This window comes from Agromyces sp. NPDC056965 (genome assembly GCF_042673425.1).
GTDB lineage: Bacteria > Actinomycetota > Actinomycetes > Actinomycetales > Microbacteriaceae > Agromyces.
Genome location: NZ_JBHURI010000025.1, coordinates 1 through 24,590, shown reverse-complemented (window position 1 = coordinate 24,590; position 24,590 = coordinate 1). Strand labels below are relative to the sequence as shown.

Annotated in this window: 19 protein-coding genes; 16 read left to right on the top strand and 3 right to left on the bottom strand. The window is 69.9% G+C overall.

Features of this window, described 5'->3' with window-relative positions:
• Positions 1-119 precede the first annotated feature (119 nt).
• Positions 120-6,203: a pullulanase-type alpha-1,6-glucosidase gene (gene pulA / locus ACFTQE_RS08470; protein ID WP_376924638.1), complete on the top strand. Its 6,084-nt coding sequence runs from the start codon at positions 120-122 to the stop codon at positions 6,201-6,203.
• Between the two features lie 194 nt (positions 6,204-6,397).
• Complete coding sequence (locus tag ACFTQE_RS08465; protein ID WP_376924637.1) at positions 6,398-7,219, top strand: CPBP family intramembrane glutamic endopeptidase; 822 nt, start codon at positions 6,398-6,400, stop codon at positions 7,217-7,219.
• Between the two features lies 1 nt (position 7,220).
• Here ACFTQE_RS08465 and ACFTQE_RS08460 read toward each other — a convergent pair whose 3' ends face one another.
• Positions 7,221-8,471, bottom strand: coding sequence for an MFS transporter (locus ACFTQE_RS08460; protein WP_376924636.1), 1,251 nt, complete (start codon positions 8,469-8,471; stop codon positions 7,221-7,223).
• A 70-nt stretch (positions 8,472-8,541) separates the two neighbouring features.
• On the opposite strand from ACFTQE_RS08460, the gene ACFTQE_RS08455 reads away from it, so the two are divergent.
• The 10 genes from ACFTQE_RS08455 (at position 8,542) to ACFTQE_RS08410 (ending at position 18,815) form a co-directional block, all read left to right on the top strand.
• Entirely contained in the window at positions 8,542-8,904 is a 363-nt protein-coding gene (locus tag ACFTQE_RS08455; RefSeq protein ID WP_376924635.1) for a MerR family transcriptional regulator, read from the top strand.
• A gap of 59 nt (positions 8,905-8,963) precedes the next feature.
• A complete protein-coding gene (locus ACFTQE_RS08450; protein WP_376924634.1) occupies positions 8,964-10,133 on the top strand; it encodes an agmatine deiminase family protein in 1,170 nt (389 codons plus the stop codon).
• A 111-nt stretch (positions 10,134-10,244) separates the two neighbouring features.
• Positions 10,245-11,771 (top strand): ABC transporter substrate-binding protein, encoded by a 1,527-nt coding sequence (locus tag ACFTQE_RS08445; RefSeq protein ID WP_376924633.1) that lies wholly within the window; start codon positions 10,245-10,247, stop codon positions 11,769-11,771.
• A 3-nt stretch (positions 11,772-11,774) separates the two neighbouring features.
• Positions 11,775-12,719: an ABC transporter permease gene (locus ACFTQE_RS08440; protein WP_376924632.1), complete on the top strand. Its 945-nt coding sequence runs from the start codon at positions 11,775-11,777 to the stop codon at positions 12,717-12,719.
• Positions 12,716-13,585 (top strand): ABC transporter permease, encoded by an 870-nt coding sequence (locus ACFTQE_RS08435; RefSeq protein ID WP_376924631.1) that lies wholly within the window; start codon positions 12,716-12,718, stop codon positions 13,583-13,585. Before ACFTQE_RS08440 ends, ACFTQE_RS08435 begins: the two co-directional genes overlap by 4 nt.
• Entirely contained in the window at positions 13,582-14,556 is a 975-nt protein-coding gene (locus tag ACFTQE_RS08430; RefSeq protein ID WP_376924630.1) for an ABC transporter ATP-binding protein, read from the top strand. The genes ACFTQE_RS08435 and ACFTQE_RS08430 overlap by 4 nt, the downstream gene beginning before the upstream one ends.
• A complete protein-coding gene (locus ACFTQE_RS08425; RefSeq protein ID WP_376924629.1) occupies positions 14,553-15,593 on the top strand; it encodes an oligopeptide/dipeptide ABC transporter ATP-binding protein in 1,041 nt (346 codons plus the stop codon). Before ACFTQE_RS08430 ends, ACFTQE_RS08425 begins: the two co-directional genes overlap by 4 nt.
• A 16-nt stretch (positions 15,594-15,609) precedes the next feature.
• The gene (locus ACFTQE_RS08420; RefSeq protein ID WP_376924628.1) at positions 15,610-16,230 is read left to right on the top strand and encodes a TetR/AcrR family transcriptional regulator; all 621 of its coding nucleotides are present in this window, start codon (positions 15,610-15,612) and stop codon (positions 16,228-16,230) included.
• A gap of 149 nt (positions 16,231-16,379) precedes the next feature.
• Entirely contained in the window at positions 16,380-17,411 is a 1,032-nt protein-coding gene (locus ACFTQE_RS08415; protein ID WP_376924627.1) for an agmatine/peptidylarginine deiminase, read from the top strand.
• Between the two features lie 24 nt (positions 17,412-17,435).
• Positions 17,436-18,815, top strand: a complete 1,380-nt coding sequence (locus ACFTQE_RS08410) for an APC family permease (RefSeq protein WP_376924626.1) — start codon at positions 17,436-17,438, stop codon at positions 18,813-18,815.
• A gap of 51 nt (positions 18,816-18,866) precedes the next feature.
• Here the strand turns inward: ACFTQE_RS08410 and ACFTQE_RS08405 are convergent, their stop codons facing one another.
• Together ACFTQE_RS08405 and ACFTQE_RS08400 are read right to left on the bottom strand one after the other, a co-directional pair.
• Positions 18,867-20,096, bottom strand: coding sequence for a sensor histidine kinase (locus ACFTQE_RS08405; RefSeq protein WP_376924625.1), 1,230 nt, complete (start codon positions 20,094-20,096; stop codon positions 18,867-18,869).
• Positions 20,080-20,739 carry a response regulator transcription factor gene (locus ACFTQE_RS08400; RefSeq protein ID WP_376924624.1) on the bottom strand — a complete coding sequence of 220 codons (660 nt, stop codon included), beginning with the start codon at positions 20,737-20,739 and terminating at the stop codon, positions 20,080-20,082. Before ACFTQE_RS08400 ends, ACFTQE_RS08405 begins: the two co-directional genes overlap by 17 nt.
• 141 nt (positions 20,740-20,880) lie before the next feature.
• Between ACFTQE_RS08400 and ACFTQE_RS08395 the strand changes: the two genes are divergently transcribed.
• The 4 genes from ACFTQE_RS08395 to ACFTQE_RS08380 are packed head-to-tail and all read left to right on the top strand — an operon-like array spanning position 20,881 to position 24,447.
• Complete coding sequence (locus ACFTQE_RS08395) at positions 20,881-21,408, top strand: hypothetical protein (protein ID WP_376924623.1); 528 nt, start codon at positions 20,881-20,883, stop codon at positions 21,406-21,408.
• On the top strand, positions 21,408-22,559 hold the full coding sequence (locus ACFTQE_RS08390) for a peptidoglycan-binding protein (protein WP_376924622.1): 1,152 nt from the start codon (positions 21,408-21,410) through the stop codon (positions 22,557-22,559). The genes ACFTQE_RS08395 and ACFTQE_RS08390 overlap by 1 nt, the downstream gene beginning before the upstream one ends.
• Positions 22,560-22,567: 8 nt before the next feature.
• The gene (locus ACFTQE_RS08385) at positions 22,568-23,254 is read left to right on the top strand and encodes an ABC transporter ATP-binding protein (protein ID WP_376924621.1); all 687 of its coding nucleotides are present in this window, start codon (positions 22,568-22,570) and stop codon (positions 23,252-23,254) included.
• Positions 23,254-24,447 carry an ABC transporter permease gene (locus ACFTQE_RS08380; protein WP_376924620.1) on the top strand — a complete coding sequence of 398 codons (1,194 nt, stop codon included), beginning with the start codon at positions 23,254-23,256 and terminating at the stop codon, positions 24,445-24,447. The genes ACFTQE_RS08385 and ACFTQE_RS08380 overlap by 1 nt, the downstream gene beginning before the upstream one ends.
• Positions 24,448-24,590 lie beyond the last annotated feature (143 nt).

The following is a 24,590-nucleotide window of genomic DNA, read 5'->3' as shown; positions in this document are numbered from 1 at the left end:
TCTCCCGCCAATTCCACGTCCGCGGGAATGTAAACGCTTGCATTCCGACGCCCTGCACTGCTAGCGTCGCCGCCAGTGGTCGGAGGCACGTCGTCGTGCCGGGAGTTCGGGAGTCAAGGATGACGCAACGCGCACGTGCTCGCAGCTGGTTCGCCCTCGTGGTCGCAGGAGGGCTCGCGGCATCCGCGCTCGTCGTGGCCCCCGGTCTCGCCGCCGCGGCCGAGGAGCCGCGCACCTTCGCCCTCGTCGGCTCGCTGCAGAGCGAACTCGGGTGCGCGGCCGACTGGGCGCCCGAGTGCGCCGAGACCGAGTTGATCGCGACCGACACCCCCGGCGTCTTCGCGGCCGACTTCACGATCCCCGCGGGCACGTGGGAGTACAAGGTCGCGGTGAACGACGGCTGGGACGAGGCCTACGGGTTGAACGGCGGCGGCGACAACATCCCGCTGACCGTCGCCGGCGACACCGCGGTGCGCGTCGTCTTCGACGACACCCTCAAGAAGGTCGGGCTCGAGGCGACCGACGCGACGCTGCGCGGCGCGTACGACGAGGCATCCGATGCCGCCCTCGTCGCCGCGCCCGTGCGGCAGCCCGGCAGCGACGAGGTGTTCTACTTCGTCATGACCGACCGCTTCGCCAACGGCGATCCGTCGAACGATGCGGGCGGCCTCGACGGCGACCGCCTCACGACGGGGTACGACCCGACCGACAAGGGCTTCTACAACGGCGGCGACCTCGCGGGCCTCCGCCAGCAGCTCGACTACATCGACGGGCTCGGCACGACCGCGATCTGGCTGACCCCGAGCTTCAAGAACCGCCCGGTGCAGGGCGAGGGCGCGAACGCGAGCGCCGGCTACCACGGCTACTGGATCACCGACTTCACCCAGATCGACCCGCACCTCGGCACGAACGCCGAGCTCGAGGCGCTCATCGCCGAAGCCCACGACAAGGGCATCAAGGTCTACTTCGACATCATCACGAACCACACGGCCGATGTCATCGACAACGAGCAGCAGCAGTACTCGTACGTCGACCAGGCGACGAGCCCGTACCGGGCCGCCGACGGCGCCGCCTTCGACCCGGCCGACTTCGCCGACGCCGACACCGGCGCCGACTTCCCGGCCCTCGACGCCGCGACGAGCTTCCCGTACACGCCGAAGCTGACCGGCGACGACGCGACCGTCAAGGTGCCGGCGTGGCTCAACGATCCGACGCTGTACCACAACCGCGGCGACTCGACGTGGGAGGGGGAGTCGGTCACCTACGGCGACTTCTCGGGCCTCGACGACCTCATGACCGAGCACCCGACCGTCGTGAACGGCTTCGTCGACGTCTACGAGCAGTGGGTCGACCTCGGCATCGACGGCTTCCGCATCGACACCGCGAAGCACGTCAACTTCGAGTTCTGGGAGCAGTGGTCGACCGAGGTGCTCGACTACGCCCACGCCGCGGGCAAGCCCGACTTCTTCATGTTCGGCGAGGTCTACGACGCCGACCCGGTGAAGCTCAGCCCGTACGTGCGCAAGACCGACATGAACTCGGTGCTCGACTTCACGTTCCAGTCGCAGGCGACGAGCTTCGCTGCGGGCAACTCGGCGAAGAACCTGCAGTCGCTCTTCGCCGGCGACGACTACTACACGACGCCCGACTCGTCGGCGACGGCGCTGCCGACCTTCCTCGGCAACCACGACATGGGCCGCATCGGCTACTTCCTGCAGTCGACGGATGCCCCGCTCGCACGTGACGAGCTCGCCCACGAGCTGCTCTTCCTCACCCGCGGCCAGCCCGTCGTCTACTACGGCGACGAGCAGGGCTTCGCGGGCACGGGCGGCGACAAGGACGCCCGGCAGACACTCTTCGCGAGCCAGGTCGCGGAGTACCAGAACCAGCCGCTCGTGACGGGGGAGACCGCTGGCAGCGTCGACCGCTTCGGCACGGATGCCCCGCTCTACGCGCACATCTCCGAGCTCGCCGCGCTCCGCTCCGCCCACCCCGCGCTCGCGACGGGCGCGCAGATCGAGCGCTACGTCGACAACGGAGCAGGCGTCTACGCCTTCAGCCGCGTCGACCGCGCCGAGCAGGTCGAGTACCTCGTCGCCGCGAACAACGCGAACGAGGCGCGCACCGTCGAGGTGCCGACGCTCACGAAGGACGGCGTGTTCACGGTGCTCTCGGGCGACGGCTCGCCCGTCACCGCGAACGCCGACGGCGTCGCCTCGATCACCGTGCCGCCGCTCGGTGCGGTCGTCTGGAAGGCCGACCGTGCGGTGAGCGCGCCCGACGCGGCATCCGCCATCACCGTCGCGACGCCGGTCGCCGGCGCCGGCGTGACGGGCATCACCCCGGTCGTCGCCGACATCGACGACGCCACCTGGCAGGAGACGAGCTTCGCGTGGCGGGTCGCCGGTGCCACGGGCGACGACGCCTGGCACGCGCTCGGCACCGCCGAGGACACGAGCCCGAGGGTCTTCCACGACACGGCGGGCCTCGCGAAGGGCACGCTCCTCGAATACCGCGCGATCTCGACGGATGCCGCCGGCAACCGTGCCGCCGCGAGCACGTACGCGAGCGTCGGCAACGCCGTCAACCTCGTCGAGGAGGAGGAGCCCGAGCAGCCGATCGACCTCGTGACGGTGCCCGGCTCCCACAACTCCGAGATGGGCTGCGCGGGCGACTGGGCGCCCGGTTGCGAGGTTGCGAAGCTCACGAAGCGCGCCGACGGCATCTACTCGGGAACCTTCGACGTGGCCGCCGGCGACTACGAGTACAAGGTCGCGATCAACGGCAGCTGGGACGTCAACTACGGTGCGAACGGCGAGCTGAACGGCGGCAATGTCACCTACTCGCACCCGGGCGGGCCGATCACCTTCTTCTGGAACCCGAACACCCACGTGTTCTCGTCGACCGCCGAGGGCCCCGTCGTGACGCTGCCCGGCAGCTTCCAGTCGAAGGTCGGATGCCCCGGCGACTGGCAGCCCGAGTGCCTCGCGACCCTCATGCAGGACGGCGACAAGGACGGCGTCTACACCTGGTCGACCTCGTCGATCCCCGACGGCGCCTACGAGACGAAGGTCGCGCACGGCCAGGGCTGGGACGAGAACTACGGCGTCGGCGGTGCACCGGGCGGGGCGAACTACGCGTTGACCGCGACCGCGGGCAAGCTCGTCGAGTTCCGCTACACGCTCGCCACGCACGTGCTCGAGATCGTCGTCACCGACCCGCCGCTCGCGGGCACCGGTGAGGCGCGCGCGCACTGGGTGGGCGAGGACATGCTCGCCTGGCCGGCGGCACTGCTCGGCGGCACCGAGGCGACGGATGCCTCGTGGACCCTCGAGCACTCGGCCGGCGCCGCGCTCGCGGTGACCGACGGCGCCGTCACGGGCGGCGGCGACCCGGTCGTGCTCGAGCTCGACCCGAACGGGCTCGACGACGACCAGCTCGCCGCCTTCCCGGCGCTCGAGGGCTTCCTCGCGCTGCGTCCGGTCGGACTCGACCGCGGCGAGGTGCAGCGGCTCCTCACCGAGCAGCTCGCGGTCGCGCAGTCGACCGATGGCGAGCTGTCGGCCTTCACCGGCGTGCAGCTGCCCGGCGTGCTCGACGAGCTCTACGGCGACGCCGTGGCATCCGTCTCGCTCGGCGTCGACTGGCAGGGTGACGAGCCGACGCTGGCGCTGTGGGCGCCGACCGCGCAGTCGGTCGCGCTCGAGGTGTTCCCGACCGGTGAGAGCGGCGAGCCCGTCACGACTCCGGCCGTCTTCGACGACGCGACCGGCGCATGGACGGTCGCGGGTGCCGACGGCGCCGACGGCGAACCGCTCGCGGTCGGGGCCGAGTACCGCTGGTCGGTCGAGGTCTATGCGCCCACCACGGGCGCGATCGAGACGAACTCGGTGACCGACCCCTACTCCGTGGCCCTCACGGCGAACTCGGTGCGCTCGGTCGTCGTCGACCTCGACGACGAGAGCCTCCGCCCCGAGCAGTGGGAGGAAACGCCGGCACCCATCGTCGACCGCGCGGTCGACCGTGCGATCTACGAACTGCACGTGCGCGATTTCTCGATCGGCGACGAGACGGTGCCCGCGGAGGAGCGCGGCACCTACCGCGCCTTCACTCGGGACTCGGCGGGCACGCAGCAGCTGGCGCAACTCGCCGACGCCGGCATCAACACCGTGCACCTGCTGCCCACCTTCGACATCGCCACGATCGAGGAGCGGCGGGACCTCCAGGCCGTGCCCTCGTGCGACCTCGCGTCGTTCGGTCCGGCTTCGCCCGAGCAGCAGGCGTGCATCGATGCGATTCGTGACCTCGACGGCTTCAACTGGGGTTACGACCCGTTCCACTTCCAGGCGCCGGAAGGCTCGTACGCCGTCGACCCCGACGGCGGGGCACGCGTCTCCGAGTTCCGCGAGATGGTCGGAGCGCTGCACGCCACGGGCCTGCAGGTCGTGCTCGACGAGGTCTACAACCACACGGCGGAGGCGGGCCAAGGCGGCAAGTCGGTGCTCGACCGGATCGTGCCCGGCTACTACCAGCGACTGAACGCCGCCGGAAACGTCGAGACCTCGACGTGCTGCCAGAACGTGGCGACCGAGCACGACGTGGCGCAGAAGCTCATGGTCGACTCCGTCGTGCTGTGGGCGAGGGAGTACAAGGTCGACGGCTTCCGCTTCGACCTCATGGGACACCACTCGAAGGCGAACCTGCTCGCGGTGCGCGCAGCGCTCGACGAGCTCACCATCGAGGAGGACGGCGTCGACGGCTCATCCGTCTACCTCTACGGCGAGGGCTGGAACTTCGGCGAGGTCGCGAACAACGCCCTCTTCGAGCAGGCGACGCAGGGCCAGCTCGGCGGCACCGGCATCGGGACGTTCAACGACCGGCTGCGCGACGCCGTGCACGGCGGCAGCCCGGTCGACAGCGCCTCGACGTTCCAGCAGGGCTTCGGCACGGGGCTCGGCACCGACCCCAACGGTCAGCCGGGCACGCCGTCGCAGGCCGACCAGCTCGCCGACCTCGGCCACCAGACCGACCTGGTGAAGCTCGGCCTCGCGGGCAACCTCCGCGGCTACGAGCTGACGGATGCCTCGGGGCAGATCGTGCGCGGCGACGCGCTCGACTACCGGGGTTCGCCGGCCGGCTACGCGGACCAGCCCGACGAGGTGATCAACTACGTCGACGCCCACGACAACGAGACGCTCTACGACCTCTCGGTGTTCAAGCTCCCGACCGACACGTCGATGGCCGACCGGGTGCGCATGAACACCCTCGAGCTCGCGACCGTGACGCTGTCGCAGTCGCCCTCGTTCTGGCACGCCGGCACCGAGCTGCTGCGCTCGAAGTCGCTCGATCGCAACAGCTACAACTCGGGCGACTGGTTCAACCGCATCGACTGGACCGGCCAGGAGTCGACCTTCGGGTCGGGCCTGCCGGGCGAGGCCGACAACGGCGGCAAGTGGGCGGCCATGGCGCCGCTCCTCGCGGACCCCGCGCTGAAGCCTGCCGCTGCCGACATCGCCGCGGCCGAGGCATCCGCGCTCGACCTGCTGCGAGTGCGTTCGACGGTCGACCTGCTGCAGCTCGGCTCCGCCGCGCTCATCGACGAGAAGGTGTCGTTCCCGAACAGCGGCGCCGAGGCGACGCCGGGCGTGATCGCGATGCAGATCGACGATCTCGTGGGCGATGACGTCGACCCCGAGCTCGACGGTGCGCTCGTCGTCTTCAACGCCTCGCCGGAGCCGGTGACCGAGACGGTCGCCGGCCTCGCCGGGCGGGACTTCGCGCTCGCCGAGGCGCAGGCGAACGGTTCCGACGCCGTCGTGAAGACGACCACGTGGGACGCCGCGACCGGTTCGGTCACCGTGCCGGCGCGCAGCGTCGCCGTGCTCGTCGACGAGCAGGCGCCACCGGCCGTCACGACGTTCACGGTCGCCGCGCCGAACAAGCTCCTCGCGAAGGCCGGCTCCGCGGTGAAGCTCGTGGGCAAGGTGTTCGCACTCGACGGCGGTGCACCGGTCGGCGACGTGCGCGTGTACGACGGCGGCACCCTCATCGCCGAGGCCGAGCTCGAGGCCCGCGACAAGGGGCGCATCGACGTGAAGCTGCCGAAGCTGCCGCGCGGGTTGCACCTCGTGCGCGCCGTGTTCGACGGCGGCGAGGGCTACGCCGACTCGCAGTCGTTCACGGTGCCGCTGATCCTCTGGTGAGTCGATGATCGGCTGACCGGAAGGGTCGTGGAGGCGTATCGAGGCGGGTAGGGAGCCTCGATACGCCTTCGCGTTCACCGGTCGCTCGGCTGCGATGTGGCGCCCGGAGGACGTGGCGCTCGGAGGACGTGGTTCTCGGCGATCCGGGGGTTAGCCCGATAGCGGCCACCGGAAGCGGTCGGCAGGGTGAGCGCGTGACCACCACGACACCGAAGCTCACCCGCGTTCGCACCGATCTGCTGCTGTTCGCGCTCCTCACGGCGCTCATCAGCGGGTCGCTGTGGCTCCTGCTCGCCTGGCAGGACGGCAACGTGCGCGAGGGCGCTGCGCTCTGGATCTTCGGCATCGCGACGTCGGGACCGTCGCTCGCCGCACTGATCCTCTTCCTGTCCCGCACGCGCGGCTCGCCGGAGCGGGCCGCACGCCCGCGACTCGGATCGCCGTGGCTCTGGGCGCCGGCCGCCCTGGTGCTCGGCGCCGCTCCGGTCGTGATCGCGAACCTGGTGCTCGTGCCGCAGGAGTTCGGTGCTCGCCTCGCGGAGGCGCCGGCGGTCGTCGCCGGATTCGGCGGCCCGCTGCTCTTCGTCGTGCTGTTCATGATCGCGGGACCGATCGCGGAGGAGTTCGGGTGGCGCGGCTTCGCCCAGCCGCGACTCCGTCGCTCGCTCGGCATCATCGCCACCTCCGTCGTGCTGGGGATCGCGTGGGCGATCTGGCACCTCCCGCTGTTCTTCCTGCCGGGCACGGGGCAGGCGGCGATGGGCCTCTTCACGGTCGACGGCCTGCTGTTCTGCCTCTCGCTCATCCCGCTCTCGTTGGTCTACCTGTTCGTCAGCGAGCGCCTCGGCGGCGGGGTGTGGGCCGCGATCCTGATCCACTTCTCGGGCAACGCCGTCGGCAGCTTCTTCCCCGAGGCATCCGTACCGGTCGCCGTGGCGCAGTTGCTGATCACGTGCCTGCTGGCTGCCGCGCTGTTCTTCAGCTGGCATCCCGAAGCCCGGCGCGCACGGGGCTGAGTCAGCGGGCCGATGCCCGCGTGCGTTCCCCGGCGGGGGAAGCTGCGGGGGCGAAGGCCGTTCGCACCGTCGCGGCGATCAGCGCTGCGACCGCGAGCAGGCCGAGCGCGAGCCACGGCAGCACCTCGACGCCCATCGTGTCGAGTGCGATCCCGCCGAAGAACGCGCCCGCCGCGATCGATCCGTTCCACGTCGCGACGACCATCGACTGCGCGACATCCGCTGCGTCGCCCGCGATGCGGGCCGGGGCGGCCTGCAGCAGGGTCGGGGCGCTGCCGTAGGCGATGCCCCAGACGGCGAGGGCGGCGTAGACGACGACCGGCTGCGCGGCGAAGACGCCGATGGCGATCATCGCGAGTCCGAGCAGCGCCGTCGCGACGAGCACCATCGAGCGCATGCGGCGATCGACGAGGGCGCCGGCGCCGATCACCCCGATGACGGCCGGTACGCCGAAGACGAGCAGTGCCAGGTCGAGGTGGCGGTCGATGCCCGAGGCGACCGTGATCGGAGCGATGTAGGTGTACGCGATGTTGTGGGCGAGCACGAACAGCGCGGTGGTGGCGAGCACGGCGATGAGTCCCGGCATCCGCAGCACCGACGAGAGGCCGGGCCGCTGCCCCGCGCGCTCGCCCGGGAAGGAGGGGAGCGCTGCGGCGGCCCAGATGGCGAGCCCGACCCCGACGACGGCGATGACGCCGAACGCGGCGCGCCAGCCGATCGCCGCGCCGAGCGTCGTCGCGATCGGCAGTCCGAAGGCGAAGGCGAGCGGCGTGCCGACCATGGCGATCGACAGGGCGCGACCCGAGTGCTCCGGCTCCACGGTGCGCATGGCGTAGCCGGCGGCCATCGCCCAGAGCAGGCCGGCGAGCATGCCGCCCGCCATGCGTGCGATGAGGATCACCGTGTACGAATCGGCGATCGCCGTGACTCCGTTGACGAGCGCGAAGCCGATGACGAGCGCGACGAGGAGGGGCTTCCGAGGCAGGCTGCGGGTGACGGCGGTGAGCGGGATCGCGGTGATCGCGGTCGTGACGGCGTAGATCGCGACGAGTTGACCGATCTGCGATTCGGATGCCCCGAGGTCGGCGCTCATCTGCGGGAGCAGGCCGGCCGGGAGGATCTCGGTGACGACGCCCGTGAAGACGACGGCGGCGAGGGCGAGCAGGCCGTTCAGCGGAAGGCGGCTACGGCCTCGGCGAGCCGTCGTCGCGCGTCTCGGCAGGGTGAGGGAGTCGGTGATCGGTGAAGCCATGTCGACAGTCTCGAACCTTGACACTAGTGTGAAGGTCAAGTCGCCCTCTCGTGATCGGTCAGGAGCTCGTATGCGCATCGGTGAACTCTCCGCCCGAACGGGCGTGCCAACGCGGCTGCTCCGGTACTACGAGGAACAGGGGCTCGTGAGCTCGACGCGCGAGCACAACGGCTACCGCGACTACGCCGAAGCGGCGGTCGAGCGGGTGAACCAGGTGCGCGGCCTCATCGAAGCCGGCATCCCGACCGCGGTGATCCGCGACATGCTGCCGTGCCTCGCGAGCACCTCGTTCGTCGAGGCGCCGATCATCCAGCGCGAGCTCGCCGAGACGCTCGCCGAGCGCCGCGCCCAACTCGACCAGCGCATCGGATGTCTCGCGAGGAACCGTGACGCCATCACGACGTACCTCGAGCGCGCCACCGTCACGGGCTGATCGAACGCTCAGCCTCGTCGCTTATATTGGATCGAATCCAAGATAATCGGAGGTGCAGGGTGACCGAATTCCTGTTCACGCGCAGAAACATGCTCGCAGCTGCCGGATTCGGCCTGGTCGGGCTCGGTGCCGCGGGATGCGCTCCCGGCGGTGCGCCCGGCAGCGCGCCCGGCGCTGATCGCTCGAACGGGTTCGATGACGAGGGGGAGACGAACATGATGCGACGGCTCGGAGCGGAGTGGGAGAGTCACGAGCTGACGGTGATGTCGTGGCCGACGGCGCTCATCTGGGGTGAGGACCTGCAGTACGTGCGCGACGACATCGCGAAGCTCGCCCGCACGATCGCCGAGTTCGAGCCGGTCGTGCTGCTCGCGTCGCCCGGTGACGAGGAGGATGCGGCGTACGAGAGCGGGTCGGGTGTCGAGGTGATGACCGTGCCCGTCGACGACCTCTGGGCCCGCGACACGGTGCCGGTCTTCGTCGAAGTCGCAGGCGGCCTCGAGGGGATCGACTTCAACTTCAACGGCTGGGGCGGCAAGCAGGAGCATCCGAACGACGCCGGCGTCGCCGCGGCGGTGCTCCGCGAGTTCGAGATCCAAAGGGTGCAGGCGAATCTCGTCGCCGAGGGCGGATCGCTCGAGACCGACGGGCTCGGGACCCTGCTCGTCACCGAGAGCTCGATCGTCAACGACAACCGCAATCCGGGGCTCTCGCGCGACGAGATCGAACAGCGCTTCATGCAGCTGCTCGGCATGAAGAAGGTGATCTGGTTCGACGGCGTCTACGACGAGGACATCACCGACGCCCACATCGACTCCCTCGTGCGCTTCGTCGCGCCGGGCGTCGTGCTGCTCGACGTTCCCGGGCCGGGGGCGCCCGACGACGTGTGGTCGCGTTCGAGCGACCAGGCGCGCTCGGTGCTCGGTCAGGCGACGGATGCCACGGGCCGACCGATCGAGGTCGTCGAACTCCCGCAACCCGACTTCTCGAAGATCAGGGGGAGCGGCGACGACTTCCTCGCGTCCTACGTCAACTTCTACATCGCCAACGGAGCCGTGTTCGTGCCCGAGTTCGGCGATCGGAAGGCCGACCGTCGCGCCCAGGACATCCTGCAGGACCAGTTCCCCGACCGGGAGGTCGTGCCGGTGCGGATCGACACCATCGCGTCCGGCGGCGGCGGAATCCACTGCGCGACCCACGACCTTCCGGGGGATCCGGAGGACGGCTGACCCCGGGTCTTCGGGCCGCCGTGTTGACAACCGGACGCATCGTGTTCATGATGTTTGGATATCATCCAAATTTGTCCGGTGACGATGCCGTCATCGGAGACAGGAGTCATCATGGCCCCCTCCATGACGAAGGCGCTGTCGGCCCTGACGGCCGCGCTCGTGGTCGCCGCATTGGCCGCGTGCAGTCCGGGAAACGGATCCCCCGACCCGGCGAGTGGCGACAACACCCTGCACGTCGCCCGTTCCGAGTCGTTCGACGGCTGGGATCCCGACACGGCGGCGGCCTACTCCACGTACCAGACCCTGCAGGGCGTGCTCGAGCCGCTGCTCCGTTACAACGCCGACGGCACCGAGGTCGAGGCGGGGCTCGCGAAGTCGTGGACCTACGACCCCGCCGCGATGACGTGGACCTTCGTGCTGCAGGACGACACGCAGTTCAGCGACGGCACACCGCTCACCTCGGCCGACGTCGTGTTCTCGGCCGGGGTCTGGGCGGAGGGCTCGAACTACGGCGGGCTCTACGCGAACATCACCGGGGTCACCACGCCCGATGATCGCACGGCGGTGTTCGCACTCGCTTCCCCCGATACGACGCTGCCCGTGCTGATGACCTGGTCGTCGTCGGCCATCTTCCCGACGGACTTCGGCGGGAAGACGAAGAAGGAGTACTTCGCGAAGCCGGTCGCGGCCGGCGCGTTCACTGTCGCCGACTGGTCGCCCGGCGGTCAGATCACGCTCGAGAAGAACCCGAACTACTACGCCGAGGGCCGGCCGTACCTCGACGCGGTCGTCATCGACGTCCTCCCCGACGCCACCGAGCGCGGGGCGCAGTTCGAAGCCGGCCAGATCGACATCTCCGAGTACGTCGGGTCCATCGACGCGAAGCAGTACGGCGACGAACTCGTCGCGCTCCCCGTCAGCCAGGTCGAGCACCTGAGCTTCAACACGACGCGGGCGCCCCTCGACGACCCCCGGCTGCGCAAGGCCATCGCCTCCGCGATCGACTACGACTCCATCACCGAGGGCGCCTTCAAGGGCTACGGTTCCGCGCCCCGTGGCATCATCCCGCCGAACCTCGCGAACTGGGCTCCGCCGAGCGAGGCCCCGTTCACCTTGGACCTGGAGCGGGCGAAGGACCTGCTCGCCGAATCGGCCGAGCCGAACGTGAGCAGCCTCGAACTGATCTACGACGCCGCCAACGCGACCGACCACCTCATCGGCCAGGTCATCAAGGAGAACCTGGCGGAGCTCGACATCGAGGTCGAGCTCACGGCGCTGGAGACCGGGGCCTTCCTGAGCCGGGCCTACGGTGTGGACGCCGACATGGTGCTCTGGTCGTACGGTGCCGTCTCGCCCGATGTCGTCGATCCGCTGGGGTGGATCCAGGGCACCTCATGGCTGTTCACCGGGTACGAGACCGACACGATCACCGATGAGTTCTTCGCGTACACCGCGACCGAATCGGCCGACGAGAAGCAGCAGATCGTCGAGACCGTGCAGAACGAGGCCCTCGAGAGCGCACAGGCGATCAGCCTGTCCGAGTTCCAGGTGCTGCACGGGGTGAGCAAGCGGGTCTCGGGCTTCGCCTCGGCGCCGTGGGGCATGTACTACTGGGACACGATCAAGGTGGGCGAGTAGGCAGTGGGCAGGTACCTGTTCATCGCCAAGCGATTGGCGCTCGCGATACCCCTGCTGTTCGGCATCGTGCTCCTGGTCTTCCTCATCCTGAAGCTCACGCCGGGAGACCCCGCGCGACTGATCGTCGGCCTGCGCGCACCCGAGGCGGAGCTGGCGCTGGTGCGCGACCAGCTCGGGCTCGACGATCCGGCGATCGTGCAGTACTTCCGCTACGTCGGCGACGTGCTCACCGGAAACCTCGGCTTCTCGTTCAAGTCGAACGAGGCCGTCTCGAGCATCATCGCCGAACGCCTGCCGGTCACCGTCTGGCTGCTGGGCTTCGGTGCCCTGCTCTCGCTCGCGATCTCCGTTCCACTGGCGATCATCTCGGCTCGCCGTCCCGACCGGGCGTTCGATCACGCCACCCGCGGGTTCGGGCTGGTCGCGCTCGCCATGCCGTCGTTCTGGGTCGGCATCATCCTCATCCTGACGGTTGCACTGCCGACCGGATGGTTCCCGGTCGGCGGCTTCGGCGAGACGCCGCTGGAACACCTGCATTCGATCGTGCTGCCGGCGCTCACGCTTGCGATCTCCATCGCGCCGTTGCAGGTGCGGAGCCTGCGGGCGAGCATCATCTCGGTGCTCGGCGCCGAGCACGTCACGACCGCCACGTCCTTCGGCGTCGGCCGGGGCCGGATCATGTCGAAGTTCGTCCTGCGGAACGCGGCACCGCCGACCGTCTCGATCCTCGCGCTGAACATCGGCTACCTGCTGTTCGGGGCCGTCGTGATCGAGACGACGTTCGCGCTCCCCGGGATCGGCCAGGGCATCGTGCTGGCGGCCCGGCAGCGCGACATCCCCACGATCCAGGGCTACACGCTGCTCTTCGCCATCGTCGTCGTCCTGGTGTTCCTGATCGCGGACATCGTGACATCGATCGCCGATCCGCGTCTGGAGGTCGAATCGTGAGCGTCGAATCCGCCACCGCCATCGCGGCCGCCGTGCCGCCGAGCCACGCGATCGCCGGCGTCGAGCGGGTGCGGATGCCCCGGCGCGTCTGGGCCGGAATGGCGGTCGTCGCCGTCTATGTGCTCGCCGCCGTGTTCGCACCGCTCATCGCACCGTACGACCCCCTCGAGCAGGACATCGTCGACTCGCTCGCATCTCCGAGCTGGGCGCACTGGCTCGGCACCGACGAGCTCGGCCGTGACGTGCTCTCGCGGCTGATCTTCGCCTCACGCGTCGACCTCCTCGTCGGATTCCTCGGCGCAGCCCTTCCCGCGATCCTCGGCACCGTGCTCGGTGCGGTCGCCGGCTTCCGCGGCGGATGGACCGACGGGGTGATCATGCGCGTCTCCGACGTCGTGCAGGCGTTCCCCACCTACATCCTGATCATCGCGCTGGTGTTCGTCCTCGGCCCGGGCGTGACCTCGATCCTGGTCGCGTTCACGCTGATCGCGTGGGTCGCCTACGCGCGTCTGATCCGCACCGAGGTGCTCCGCGTGCGCAGCCTCGACTACGTCGCCGCCGCCCGCGCCTCCGGCTTGCCGCCACGTCGCATCCTCTGGCGCCATGTCTTCCCGAACTCGGTCGGACAGACCCTGGTCTACCTGCCGTCCGACATCGTCGGCGCGACCCTCGGCCTCGCGGCCCTGTCGTTCCTCGGGCTCGGCATCCAGGCGCCCACGCCCGAATGGGGCGCGATGATCGCGGCCGGCCAGCCCTACATCCGCGACCAGTGGTGGCTCTCGACCGTGCCGGGGCTGGTCATCGTCGGCTTCGGGCTGGGCCTCAGCCTCATCGGAGAGGGAATCGAAGAATGGACGAGGAAATGAGACGGACGGTGCTGAGCGTCGACGACCTCCACGTGCGGCTCGCCCTCGGCGACCGCACGATGAACCCCGTCGACGGCGTGACCTTCCAGGTCGCGGCCGGCGAATCGCTCGGCATCGTGGGCGAGTCCGGCTCGGGCAAGAGCCTCTCGCTGAAGGCGGTGCTCGGCCTCCTGCCGCCGGGCGGCGAATCCGACGGCTCGATCCGGTTCGCGTTCGAGCGAGGTGAGATCAGCGGCGATGTCGAACAGGTGCGCGGCCACGGGGTGGCGATGGTCTTCCAGGAGCCGATGACCGCACTGAACCCGACCATGCGGGTCGGCGACCTGATCGCCGAGGCGGTCCGAGTGCGCAGCGGGCTGTCGCGCCGCGCTGCGCGGGAGCGGGTCGTCGAACTGATGGCGAGCGTCGGCATCCCCGATCCCGCCCGGCGTGCCCGGATGTGGCCGCACGAGCTCTCGGGAGGGTTGCGGCAGCGCGTCATGATCGCAGCGGCGCTCGCGACGGAGCCCGAGCTGCTGCTCTGCGACGAGCCGACCACCGCCCTCGACGTGACGATCCAGGACCAGATCCTCGGCCTGCTGCGGCGATTGCGCGAGGAGCGGGGAATGGCCATGGTCTTCGTCTCGCACGACCTCGCGGTCGTCGCCGAGGTGTGCGACCGGGTCGCCGTGATGTACGCGGGCCGGATCGTGGAGACCGGGCCGGTCGACGAGGTGCTCCGATCGCCGAGGCATCCGTACACCGCAGCACTGCTCGCCTCCGCGCCATCCTTCCAAGGCGGCGGCGGGGCGCTCGCGACGATCCCGGGCACTCCGCCCGACCCGCGATCGTTCCCGACCGGGTGCCGATTCGCCTCGCGGTGCGCGTTCGCGCGCGACGACTGCCACCAGGCGCCCTACACGCTCGCCGGTGACGCGCATCGCGCCACCGCGTGCATCCACCCCGAGGTACTGACGGAGGCGAGCGCATGAATCCGCTCATCGACGCTCGCGGACTCACCGTGAGCTATCGCGTCGGGTCGGCGACGCTGGCGCGCCTGCGCCGCCGACCGGCACCGATCGTGCACGCCATCGACGGGATCGACCTCGTCGTCGAACGCGGCGCCTCGGTCGGCATCGTCGGCGAATCCGGCTGCGGCAAGTCGACGCTGGCCAAGGCGCTCGTGGGGCTGGCCCCGCTCTCGGCCGGCACGTTCGCGCTCGACGGCGAGCAGCTGGGCAAGCGCCGCACGGCGCAGCAGACCCGTCGCATCCAGATGGTCTTCCAGGATCCGAGCGCCTCGCTCAATCCCTCGATGACGATCGGGCAGACACTCCGCGAGCTGCTGCGAGTGCACGACATGGTTCCCGCCGATCAGGTGCAACGGCGCGCCGAGGAGCTCCTCGAGCTCGTCGAGCTGCCGGTGTCGCTGCTGAACGCGTACCCGCGACGGCTCTCCGGCGGGCAGCGCCAGCGTGTGGGCATCGCCCGCGCCCTCGCCCTCGAGCCCGAGGTGCTGGTCGCCGACGAGTCGGTCGCGGCGCTCGACGTCTCGGTACAGGCCGCGATCCTGAACCTGCTCGAGAAGCTCAGGGCGGAGCTCGGGCTGACGCTGCTGTTCATCTCGCACGACCTCGCGGTGGTGCGTCACATCAGCGATCGCGTCGTGGTCATGTACCTCGGCAAGGTCGTCGAGGACCGGCCGACCGAAGACCTGTTCCGCGACCCGCGCCACCCCTACACCGCGGCGCTGCTCGCCTCCGCGCCGCGGATGGGCATCGAGCGGCGTTCGGGTGACGCGGCACTGCGCGGCGAACCGGGGAGCCTGCACAACATCCCATCGGGATGCCGCTTCCACCCCCGGTGCCCGATCGCGCAGGACATCTGCCGCGAGACGGAGCCGGCGCTCCTCGGTCCGGCCGAGGCGCAGCATGCAGCATGCCATTTCGCCTGGGCGGATGTGCCGGGCGAGACCGCGCATGGCGGAGGGCCCGGTCGAGGTCGGCTGGTTAGGATGGTGACGCGATGAACGAGGGGGCTGCCGGGTGAGCGGGCGACGTGCGAAGGGCAAGGCACGCGAAGGACTCGTCGTCGATGCTGCGACCAAGGCGATCGCCGAGCTCGGGCTCGCGAACGTCCGCGTGTCCGACATCGCCGAGCGCGCCGGGATGACCCCTGGCCATGTCACCTATTACTTCCCGTCGAAGACCGAGCTTCTGATGCTCGCCATCCGACAGAGCGAAGAGGCATTGGTCGAACAGGTCGAGGTCGAACTCGACGACATCGACGACCCCTGGGCGAGGCTGGAGCGGTTGATCGACCTGTCGGCCTCGAACGGGCGCGGCGACACCGGCTGGATCCTCTGGTTCCAGGTGTGGTCGGATGCCGCGACCGACGACACCGTCGCCGAGGTGCACAACGAGCTCGACGAGCGCTGGCGGGGGATCCTCACCGACGTCCTCGCCTACGGTCGCGAGCGCGGCGCGTTCGCGTTCGACGACCTCGACACGGTCTCGCAGCTCATCTCCGCGACGATCGACGGCCTGTCGATCCAGCTCACCGTGGGGGCGCCGAACCTCGACCGCGCTCGCATGCTGGAGCTGTGCGTTCGGGCGAGCGCCGCATTCCTCGGCGCCCCGGTGGCGCAGCCCACCGACGCCGCCTGATCCGAGCCGCCGCGACCGCGAAGCGGTGCGGCATTCCGGCGCGCCCGGGTGCCGGCAGCGCGACCTCCTGAGCGCGCGATCCTGCGCTTGCAAATAAATTGGTTCCCATCCAAAATAGTCGGGAACACCACGTACCAATGGAGGTCCTCGTGACTGAGACGATGCCCACTCCGGCCGAAGCCGGATTCTCGATGCCGGCCGAATGGTCGCCGCACGCCGCCTGCGTCATGATCTGGCCGGCGCGCCGGGAGCTCTGGAACGACCGCTTCGACGAGGCCAAGCGAGACTACGCGGCCGTGGCGCGAGCGATCGCCGACTTCGAACCGGTCGTCATGCTGTGCAACCCCGGTCTCGCCGCCGAGGTCGTCGACTTCTGCGGCACCGGCGTCGAGCCGCTCGAAGTCCCGGTCGATGACTCCTGGGCGCGCGACAGCGGGCCGGCCTTCGTCACGAACGCCACGGGCGACGTCGCCGCGGTCAAGTTCGGCTTCAACGCCTGGGGCAACCGCTGGCACCCGCACGACCAGGACCAACTCGTCCCCGACCGACTCGCCGCTCACTTCGGCGTGAAGCTGTTCCGTGCGCCGTTCGTGCTCGAGGGCGGGGCGTTCTTCGTCGATGGCGAGGGATCGCTCATCACGACCGAGCAGTGCCTCCTCAATCCGAACCGCAACCCGAACCTCACGAAGGCCGAGATCGAGCAGGGCCTGAAGGACTACCTCGGCGTCACGACGGTCACCTGGTTGCCCTACGGGCACAGCCTCGACGTCGGCCCCGCCGGCACCGACGGGCACATCGACGGCGTCGCACAGTACGTCGCGCCCGGCCGCGTGCTGCTCGAGGTGCCGTCGGACCCCGCGTCATCCGAGTACGAGCGCGCCCGCGCCAATCTCGCCGTACTGCAGGCGACCCCTGATGCTGCGGGCCGTTCCTTGGACATCGACTTCCTCGATCCGCACCTCGAGGCCGCGGTCGCCTATGCGAATCACTACCTCGCGAACGGAGCCGTCATCGTGCCCGTCGGCGGCGACGACCACGATGCCGACGTGCTCGACTTCCTCGGCGGTATCTACCCCGACCGCACGATCGTGGGCGTTCCCGGCGCGACGATCGCCTACGGCGGCGGTGGCCCGCACTGCATCACCCAGCAGGTGCCCGCCGGAGTCGTCGCGGCCGAGTAGCGCCCTCACCCGAAAGGAATCGCCATGCCCGCCTCACCGCCTCCCGAGCCGCTGATCTCGCCCACCGCGGCCACCGCCCGCGTCACCGGCGGACGCTTCAAGCGCGTGCTCGGCACGCCCTCGCTCGTGCTGTTCGGGCTCGTGTACATGGTGCCGCTCACCGTGTTCACGACCTACGGCATCGTCACCGAACTCACGGGCGGCCGGGTGCCGATGGCGTACGCGATCACCCTCGTCGCGATGGTGTTCACGGCACGTTCGTATGCGCGGATGTCGGTGGCGTACCCCTTCGCCGGATCCGCCTACGTCTACACGCAGCGCAGCTTCGGCGGCGCGACCGGCTTCCTCGCGGGCTGGGCGCTGCTGCTCGACTACCTCTTCCTGCCGATGATCAACTACCTGCTCATCGGCATCTACCTCGAGGCGGCGTTCCCGGCGGTGCCGGCGTGGGTGTTCATCCTCGTCTCGATCGTGGTCGTCACCGCGCTGAACATCGTCGGCATCGTCTCGGTGACCCGGACGAACCTCGTGATCATCGCCCTGCAGGCCGTGTTCATCGCCCTGTTCCTCGTGCTGGGCCTCGCCTCGCTCTCGGGACGGACCGTGGACCCGTTGGCGCCGTTCACCGGGGACGGCAGCGTCGAAGGATTCGGGGTGCTCTTCGCGGGCGCCGCCGTGCTCTGCCTGTCGTTCCTCGGCTTCGACTCGGTGTCGACGCTGGCGGAGGAGGCGAGGGAACCCACTCGCACCGTGCCACGGGCGATCATGATCACGACCATCGTGGCCGGTCTCGCCTTCTTCGCCCTGTCGTACCTCTCGCAGTTGGTGTTCCCGTCGAACGAGTTCACCTCGGTCGACGCGGCGGCGCTCGACGTGGTGCAGGCTGCCGGCGGCCAGCTGCTCGCAGTGCTGTTCACCGCCGGGTACATCGCCGGTTCACTCGGCTCGGCGCTCACCTCGCAGGCCTCGGTCTCCCGCATCCTCTTCGCGATGGGCCGCGACGGCGTGCTGCCGAAGCGGGTGTTCGGTCGCCTCTCCGAACGATTCGGCACCCCGGTGATCGCCATCTCGGTCGTGTCGGCGATCTCGTTGCTCGCGATCGTCTTCGACCTCGCGCTGCTCGCCGCGATGATCAGCTTCGGGGCGCTCATCGCGTTCTCGGCCGTCAACCTCTCGGTCGTCAAGCACTACTTCCTCGACCGCAGGGAGCGCGGGGGCATGGCCGTCGTGAACAACCTCGTGCTCCCGCTCATCGGCTTCGCGCTCACCGTGTGGCTGTGGACCAGCCTCGCGCCGAGCACCTTCATCGTCGGTCTGTCGTGGCTCGCCGTCGGCGTGGTGATCCTCGCGATCGTCACCCGCGGATTCCGCCGGCCGACGCCGATGCTCGACCTGAAGGAGTAAGGGCTGCGGATGCCGCGGCCGCGCGCCGCGGCATCCACAGCCGTCATCGGATCAATCGGGGCGATTCGCCCGGCGACCCGGGAAGCGCACTCGCACCTCGAGGCCGCCCTCCGCACGCGGGGTGAGACGGAGCGCGGCACCGTGGCGGTCGGCGATCGCCGCGACGATCGACAGCCCGAGGCCACGGCCCGTCGTCGATGCCCGACTCGTGCGACCCGCACCCCGGACGAACGGATCGGCGAGCCGATCGACGAGGTCCGCAGGCACCGTGTCGCCGTCGTTGGCCACCTCGAGGGTCGTGGAGTCGTCGTCGTCGGAGCTGATGCTCACGCGCACCTGTCCCCCCGGCGCGTTGTGCCGGATCGCGTTCTGCAGGAGGTTCAGGGCGAGCTGGCGGAGCAGGGAACGGTCGCCCTGGACGGTCCCGGGAGCGAGCCGGGTCTCGATCGTGATGTTCGCCGACTGCGCCTCGGCGGTGACCTCGCTCACGGCCTCGGTCACGAGGAGGGCGAGGTCGACGGGGTCTCGCCGTGCGGTGACGGCTTCGATCTCTGAGAGGTCGAGGAGCGCCTCGACGGTGTCGACGCTGCGCTCGTTCACGGCGCGCAGGCGAGTGAGCAGCGGCCGTTCGGCATCGGTCGCCGAAGCGAGTGCGACGTCGAGCATGGCCCGCGTCGTGGCGAGGGGGGTGCGCAGCTCGTGCGAGGCATTGGCCGCGAATCGCCGGTACGAGTCGAACGAGCGTTCCAGCTCGCCGAGCATCTCGTCGAAGGTGTCGGCGAGGTCGGTGATCTCATCACGCGGGCCGGCGAGCGCGATGCGGTGGTCGAGCTGCCCGCGTGCGGCCAGGTGGGCGGCGGCGCCGACGTACTGCAGCGGTCGGAGCATCCGCCCGGCGACCAGCCATCCCGCCAGGATCCCACCGAGCGCGAGGAGCACCAGCACGACGCCCGAGACGACGAGGAGGAGCGTCTGGACCTCGCTCTGCGAGCTCACGACGAGCGCCTCGGTGGTTGTTTCGGCAGGGATGCTGGGGTCCGGAAGGATTTCGCCGTCGTGGGGGACCGGCATCGCGGTATCGGGCGGGAGGGCCGGAGTGAGGGGGGCCGCGAACTGATAGGTCGGCAGGAGCCCGAGGAACACGAAGACGATCGTGAGCATGATCAGCCCGGCGACGGTGAGCAGCGCCGCGTAGGTCAGGGCGAGGCGCGTCCGAACGGTGAGTCGGTACCGGTGCTGGGCCGGAAGTCCGTGGTCGTCGCGCTCACTCGTCGATCGCATAGCCGACTCCCGGGACGGTGCGGATGACCCACGGCTCACCGAGCTTGCGGCGGAGCGTGGAGATGGTGACCTTCACGGTGTTCGTGAACGGGTTCGCGTTCTCGTCCCACGCCTTCTCGAGGAGGGTCTCGGCGCTGACGACGCCGCCGTCCGCGCGGAGCAGGACCTCGAGCACCGCGAACTCCTTCCGCGTGAGGGCGACGTGCCGGCCGTCGCGGAAGACCTCCCGGCGGATCGGGTCGAGCGTGACCCCTGCTCGCTCCAGCTGCGGAGGGAGAGCCGTGAATCGTCGCCGGCCCAGGGCGCGCAGTCGGGCGGTGAGTTCGGGGAACTCGAACGGCTTCGCGAGGTAGTCGTCGGCGCCGAGCTCGAAGCCGCCCACCTTGTCGTGCAGTCGCCTCGCGGCGGTCAGCATGAGGATCGCAGGGCGCGTGTCACGACCTGCGAGGATGCGGCACACCTCGTCGCCATGCGTGCCGGGGATGTCCCGGTCGAGCACGATCACGTCGTACTCGATCACGTCGACCGCGATGAGTGCCGCGTCGCCGTCACCGACCACGTCACCGGCGATCGCCTCGAGGGCGAGTCCGGCGCGGATGGCCTCGGCGAGATAGGCCTCGTCTTCGACGATGAGCACTCGCATGCGTCCCCTTCTCTCGGTTATGGCCACAGTCAAGCATCCGCCCGGTAAAGGAATCGTCAAGGCAGCGCTTTACGGCGTCGTAACCGCCGATCGCATGGACTGGTCATCGCCTCGAACCGGGGCGTACCGAAGGGACAGATCATGACCACCATCCGTACCAAGCGTCGCGGCTTCGCGACCGCCCTCCTCGCCGCCGTCGCCGTGACCGTGGCCCTCGCCGGTTGTTCGGTCGCGCCCGGGTCCGGCGGCGATGGGGCCGGCGGAGGTGAGCTCGAGAGCGGCAACGCCGAGGCGATCTACGCGGAGTGGAACGACAAGTTCCAGGACTGCATGAAGGACAAGGGCTTCGACCTGTCGGACATGAGCGAATCCATCTCCACCGACGACGCCGAGGCGATGACCGAGGCGGCGGACGCGTGCTACGAGAAGGTCGGCGAGCCGCCGGCCGACCCCAACGTGCCGTCGAACGAGGAGCTGAACGAGCAGATGCTCGCATTCGCGAAGTGCATGCGCGAGGCCGGGTACGACTACCCCGACCCGAAGATCGACCCGAACGGCGGCGTCGCGATGGGCCAGGCGATGCCGGCCGACTGGGACTCTGCCGACATCGACAACTGCAGCGAAGAGGCCGGCATGGGAGCCGCCGGTTCGACTGACGGAGGGCAGTGATGAAGGGGCCACGACAGCGGGGCTCCGTCGATCTCGAGTCGGGGCCGGCCGAGTCAGTGGCGATCGAGTCGGGGCCGGCCGACTCGCCCGCACCGGGCCGGTCGCGCCGCAAGCCCATCCTGATCGGCGTGGCGGCCGTCGCGGTGATCGGAGTGGTGGCGGGGATCGGCTACCTCACCTGGCCGTCGGCGGCCGCCGAGGACAAGCGGAAGGTGCAGGTCGAGAGCGCTGAGGTCGTGCGCGGCGACCTCACCGAACTGGTGCGCACGAGCGGGAAGCTGGGCTTCGGCGCCACGCGCGACCTGGGCACGAGTCTCGCCGGCACGGTCACGGGCCTGCCGGGGCTCGGCACGGTGGTGGGCGCCGGCGGCGAGCTGTTCCGGATCGACGACCGGCCCGTCGTGCTGTTCCGCGGAGAGCTCCCGATGTGGCGCTCGTTCGAGAGCGGCATGACGGACGGCGCCGACGTGCTCCAGCTCGAGCGCAACCTCAAGGACCTGGGCTACTTCGACCGCGAACCCGACCAGGAGTTCGCGGGCAGCACGGCCACGGCGATCGAGAAGTGGCAGAAGGCCAGCCGCCTCGACCAGACCGGTTCGATCGAGATGGGGCGCATCGTCTTCTCGCCGACGGAGGTGCGTGTCGCCGAGCACAAGATCGGCGTGGGCTCGCCTGCGGGGCCCGGAGTGCTCGGCGTCTCGGGCACGGCGAAGGAGATCAGCGTCTCCGTGGACCCGAACCTCAGCGCCATCGCGACGCTCGGGTCGGAGGTGACCGTCGTGCTGCCCAACGGCACCGAGGCGAAGGGCAAGATCGCCGGCGTCGGATCTCCGGTCGAGCAGGACGACAAGAACAGCGGCGAGAAGAAGCTCAAACTGCCGTTGACGATCACCCTCGACGACCCCGCGGCAGCGGACGGCCTCGACAACGTCAGCGTCAGCGTCGTCATCAATCGCGTGAAGGCGAAGGACGCCGTGCAGGTGCCCGTGCTCGCGCTCCTCGCGCGTCCCGGTGGCGGGTTCGCCGTCGAGGTGCTGCACGGCGAGAAGACCGAGATGGTCGACGTCGAGCTCGGCGTCTTCGCCGACGGCATGGTCGAAGTCACCGGGGGCGACCTCGAGGCGGGCGACAAGGTGGTGGTGGGCCGATGAACGAAACGATGATCGAACTTCGCGGGGTGACCCGCCGGTACGGGAGCCCGCCGACGGTCGCGCTCGCCGGGGTCGACCTCCGGGTCGAACGAGGCGAGATGCTCGCCATCGTCGGCCCCAGCGGCTCGGGCAAGTCCACGATGCTGAACCTCATGGGAACGCTCGACCGAGCGAGCTCCGGGTGGATCCGCATCGCCGGCGAGGACACGACGACGCTCACCGATGCCGAACTCTCTGCCCTGCGTGCGTACACGATCGGGTTCGTGTTCCAGCAGTTCCATCTCGCCGACGGCGTCAGCGCGATCGACAACGTCGCGACCGGCCTCCTCTATACCGGAGTGCCGCTCCCGGAACGCCGCCGCCGTGCGGTCGTCGCGCTCGAACGGGTGGGCCTCGGGCACCGACTCCAGCACCGACCGCGGGAGCTGTCGGGAGGGGAGCGGCAGCGCGTCGCCATCGCGCGCGCGGTCGTGGGGGAGCCGCCGCTGCTCCTCGCCGACGAGCCCACCGGCAGCCTCGACACCCGCTCTGGCGCGGCGGTCGTCGAGATCCTGCACGAGCTCAACCGCGCAGGGACGACCGTCGTCGTCATCACCCACGACGTCGAGCTCGCCGCGCGGCTGCCGCGCCAGGTCGCGATCCGCGACGGACGCATCGAACGCGACGAGTCCGACCCGGCACTGGAGGTGGCGTGATGGCGACGGCCGAACGACGATCACGACTCCGATTCGGCGACCTGCTCGGTCTCGGCACCCACGGGCTGAAGGCCCACCCGATGCGGGCGGCGCTCTCGGCGCTCGGCATCGCGATCGGCATCGCAGCGATGGTCGCGGTCATCGGCATCTCGACGTCGAGCGAGGCCCTCGTCCGCGAGAAGCTCGCCTCCCTCGGCACGAACATGCTGACCGCTGCAGCGGGCACCGACTTCCTCGGGGAGGACTCGAAGCTCCCGGCCGACGCGGTCGAGCGAGTACGCCGCATCGACGGCGTCGAGACCGCGAGCTGGATCGCGACGCTCGGGAAGATCAACGTCTACCGCAACGCCGCCGTCGATCCCGGTGCGACCGGCGGACTCACGGTCGTCGTCGGTGAGGGATCCCTGCTCGATGCCACCAGTTCGGAGCTCATCCGCGGCTCCTGGCTGAATGCGGCCACCGAACGATACCCCGCCGTCGTGCTCGGCGAACGGGCGGCGCAGAAGCTCGGCATCCGCGAGGTCGGCACGAGCGTGTGGATCGGCGGCAACCAGTTCACCGTCGTCGGGATCCTCGACCGTTCGCCGCTCGCTCCCGAACTCGACTCGGCCGCGATCATCGGACCCGGCATCGCGAAGGAGCTCTTCGGCTTCGACGGCTCGCCGACCACGATCTACGAGCGCTCCGACGACGCGCTCGTCGGCGACGTCCGCGACCTGCTCCCGGGCGCCATCAATCCGGAGTCGCCGAACGAGGTGAAGGTGAGCCGTCCGTCCGACGCCCTCGCGGCCAAGAACACCGTGGACCAGGCGTTCACCGGACTGCTCGTCGGAGTCGGTTCGATCGCGCTGCTCGTCGGCGGGATCGGCGTGGCCAACACGATGGTCATCTCGGTGCTCGAGCGCCGACGCGAGATCGGCATGCGCCGCTCGCTCGGAGCCACTCGCGGGCACATCCGATCGCAGTTCCTCGTCGAGGCGATGCTGCTCGCGGCCTACGGCGGACTCGTGGGAACGGTGCTCGGCTGGCTCATCACGGCCGTCGTCGCCCGCGGGAACGGCTGGATCGTCGCCATCCCGCCGCAGGTGCTCGTCGCCGGCGTGGTCGTCACGGTCGTCGTCGGAGCGGTGGCGGGAGTCCTGCCTGCCATTCGGGCGGCACGCACGTCACCGACGGCGGCGCTGTCGGCATAGCACCGCGTACGACCGAGCGGACGCGACGGCGCTGTGCCCGGGCGGACGCCCCCCGCCGGCAGGGCCCGGGGACGGCGTGGGGGGCCGCGGGGGGGCCCCAGGGGGGGGGGGGGGCTATTAAACGAAAAACCAACCCCCGGGTA

What these genes read in the sequence shown, in the direction of transcription:
- ACFTQE_RS08425 (WP_376924629.1), top strand. Translation starts at nt 14,553, where the DNA reads ATGAATCCGCTCATCGACGCTCGCGGACTCACCGTGAGCTATCGCGTC.
- ACFTQE_RS08380 (WP_376924620.1), top strand. Translation starts at nt 23,254, where the DNA reads ATGGCGACGGCCGAACGACGATCACGACTCCGATTCGGCGACCTGCTC.
- pulA (WP_376924638.1), top strand. Translation starts at nt 120, where the DNA reads ATGACGCAACGCGCACGTGCTCGCAGCTGGTTCGCCCTCGTGGTCGCA.
- ACFTQE_RS08395 (WP_376924623.1), top strand. Translation starts at nt 20,881, where the DNA reads ATGACCACCATCCGTACCAAGCGTCGCGGCTTCGCGACCGCCCTCCTC.
- ACFTQE_RS08385 (WP_376924621.1), top strand. Translation starts at nt 22,568, where the DNA reads ATGATCGAACTTCGCGGGGTGACCCGCCGGTACGGGAGCCCGCCGACG.
- ACFTQE_RS08455 (WP_376924635.1), top strand. Translation starts at nt 8,542, where the DNA reads ATGCGCATCGGTGAACTCTCCGCCCGAACGGGCGTGCCAACGCGGCTG.
- ACFTQE_RS08445 (WP_376924633.1), top strand. Translation starts at nt 10,245, where the DNA reads ATGGCCCCCTCCATGACGAAGGCGCTGTCGGCCCTGACGGCCGCGCTC.
- ACFTQE_RS08430 (WP_376924630.1), top strand. Translation starts at nt 13,582, where the DNA reads ATGAGACGGACGGTGCTGAGCGTCGACGACCTCCACGTGCGGCTCGCC.
- ACFTQE_RS08460 (WP_376924636.1), bottom strand. Translation starts at nt 8,471, where the DNA reads ATGGCTTCACCGATCACCGACTCCCTCACCCTGCCGAGACGCGCGACG.
- ACFTQE_RS08400 (WP_376924624.1), bottom strand. Translation starts at nt 20,739, where the DNA reads ATGCGAGTGCTCATCGTCGAAGACGAGGCCTATCTCGCCGAGGCCATC.
- ACFTQE_RS08390 (WP_376924622.1), top strand. Translation starts at nt 21,408, where the DNA reads ATGAAGGGGCCACGACAGCGGGGCTCCGTCGATCTCGAGTCGGGGCCG.
- ACFTQE_RS08410 (WP_376924626.1), top strand. Translation starts at nt 17,436, where the DNA reads ATGCCCGCCTCACCGCCTCCCGAGCCGCTGATCTCGCCCACCGCGGCC.
- ACFTQE_RS08405 (WP_376924625.1), bottom strand. Translation starts at nt 20,096, where the DNA reads ATGCGATCGACGAGTGAGCGCGACGACCACGGACTTCCGGCCCAGCAC.